Origin of the sequence: Vulcanisaeta sp., assembly GCF_049966235.1 — an archaeon.
Classification (GTDB): Archaea; Thermoproteota; Thermoprotei; order Thermoproteales; family Thermocladiaceae; genus Vulcanisaeta; species Vulcanisaeta moutnovskia.
The window spans coordinates 1-2,214 of record NZ_JBMFVA010000054.1 but is presented as its reverse complement, the minus strand read 5'-3'; the positions used below and the strand labels follow the sequence as shown (position 1 = coordinate 2,214).

3 protein-coding genes are annotated in these 2,214 nt (G+C 43.7%); 2 read left to right on the top strand and 1 reads right to left on the bottom strand.

Annotated elements, in window-relative coordinates:
* The coding region (locus ACP5L5_RS11635) for a sugar phosphate nucleotidyltransferase (RefSeq protein WP_428763983.1) at nt 1-830 on the top strand (830 nt) is incomplete at its 5' end.
* A 6-nt stretch (nt 831-836) separates the two neighbouring features.
* Here ACP5L5_RS11635 and rfbB read toward each other — a convergent pair.
* Entirely contained in the window at nt 837-1,817 is a 981-nt protein-coding gene (rfbB, locus tag ACP5L5_RS11630) for a dTDP-glucose 4,6-dehydratase (RefSeq protein ID WP_013603458.1), read from the bottom strand.
* 128 nt (nt 1,818-1,945) lie between these two features.
* On the opposite strand from rfbB, the gene ACP5L5_RS11625 reads away from it, so the two are divergent.
* Nucleotides 1,946-2,214: transcriptional regulator (locus tag ACP5L5_RS11625; RefSeq protein ID WP_428763981.1), on the top strand; the 269-nt coding region annotated here is incomplete at its 3' end.

Sequence of the window (2,214 nt, the reverse complement as noted above, 5' to 3'; positions counted from 1 at the left end):
CTGAGCAGAGGGAGAGACTTGGTATAGCCCATGCGATACATAGGGCTATTGAGGAAGGCGCCAACGGGCAACTAGTTGTTCATCTTGGCGATAATTACTTCGGTGAAGGTATTGGCAGTTTCATCAGGGAGTTTATGGAGGGTGATTATGACGTATTCATAGTATTAACAAGGCATAAAGACCCAACCAGGTTTGGCAATGCCATCATTAGTGATGGTAAGGTCGTGAAGCTCATAGAGAAGCCCAGGGAAGTTCCACCCAATAGTTATGTGGTGACTGGCATATACATGTTCAAGGATTCAAGGGATGTGGAGAGAGCCTTCAAGACCTTGAAGCCATCAGCTAGGGGTGAGTACGAGATAACGGACCTAATCCAGTGGTTTATTAATAATGGACACAGGGTTGGTTATGCAATAACCAATAGTTGGTGGAAGGACATGGGGACACACCAGGACATACTCGACCTACTATACCTAATGCTCGATGAGATTAAGTCGAGGATTGAGGGTGAGGTTAGGGGTGAGGTGAATGGCAGGGTTATTATTGAGAAGGGCGCCGTGGTTGAGGGCTTTGTGCATGGACCGGCCTACATAGGTAAGGGTTCGGTCATTGGTAGGGAGACCGTGATCGAGCACTATGTCGATGTTGAGACGAATGCCAGCATAAATGGTGGTAGTGTGAGCAGGAGTATTGTACTTGACAACGCAAGGCTGGAGCTTGGTAGGGCTAGGATAATAGATAGCATAATTGGACCGAACTCGAGGATAAGGCTAACTAATGGTATTAGCAGGTTAATAATTGGTGAAGGTAATGTGATAGAAAGTATGTAATGTTCATCACCACGGTGTGTCTTTCCTAAAGAATTCATCACTAAGGAGCGGTCTCCACCACCACTCATTTTCTAAGTACCACTTAATTGTCTTCTTCAATCCATCTTCCCAAATAACCAATGGTCTCCAGCCCAAGGACAAAATCTTATCTCCCTTCATGATGTATCTTCTATCTTGACCAGGTCTATCACTAACGAAACGTATCAACGCCTTCGGCTTATTAAGTACCCGTAGTGCATCCTCAACAACCTGAAGAATGCTTTTTTCATTAAAGCCCGGCACATTATAGATTTCGCCGGATACTCCCTTCTCGATAATGGTTAGGACTGCCCTACAGGTATCCTCAACATAAAGCCAATCTCTCCTCTGTGACCCGTCACCATGGACAACGACTGGGATATCGTTAAGAGCTCTAATCACGGTTCTTGGTATTAACTTTTCAGGGTATTGGTAAGGACCGTAATTGTTAGATGGACGTATTATAATAGCGTCAACACCGTAGGTTCTGTGAAATGCCATTATTAAGGCATCACCGGCGGCCTTTGTGGCTGCGTAAGGATTACTTGGTCTCAATACCGTATTCTCATCAGCAGGTTCCTTACCCTCCATGTCACCGTAAACCTCATCCGTAGATATATGGATAAGCCTAGTCCCGAATTCCTTCACAATCTTTAGTATTGTATATACCCCATATACATTCGTCCTAATAAAGGGTTCAGGGTTCACTATACTTCTATCGACATGCGTCTCCGCGGCGAAATTAACGATGATCTCAGGATGAATTCTCTGTACGACATCCTTCAACCTATCATAATCAGTAATGTCACCCTTTATCACCTCAACATCCCTAGGTAAATTCTCATAACGACCAGCATACGTAAAAGCATCATAGACCGTGATATCATTACCTAAATACCGTGAAAATCTAACAAAATTACTACCGATAAATCCAGCACCACCAGTAACCAGAATCCTGTATCGACCCATCAACCTAACTAAACACTCAATAAATAAAACTTAACCTATACAGCACATGAACATCATTAAAAGTAAATAATAGGAACACTTAATAACTCTAGTTCATTTTCATAACCCGACGAATAGGGGATAAGGCAGTGGGTATAGCGTTGCTTGTAATATCGATAGTTATCATACTCGCCTATGCCTACATAATGTTCGCAACACCCTACAGCCTATTCCTACTGAAGCTAACGGGCGTAATAGCCATAGCCGTAATATTCGGAATACTAGCCTGGGTAGGCTACGCACTAGCCACAACACCACCACCAAAGCCAATCGAGGAAATCGAGAAGGAGATTGAAGCGGAGTTGAAGAAGCTTGAGGAGGAGACAAAGCAGGAGCAACAGAATACACAGCAACAACA

Coding starts and splice junctions, on each gene's coding strand:
- rfbB (WP_013603458.1), bottom strand. CDS start 1,817: ATGGGTCGATACAGGATTCTGGTTACTGGTGGTGCTGGATTTATCGGT.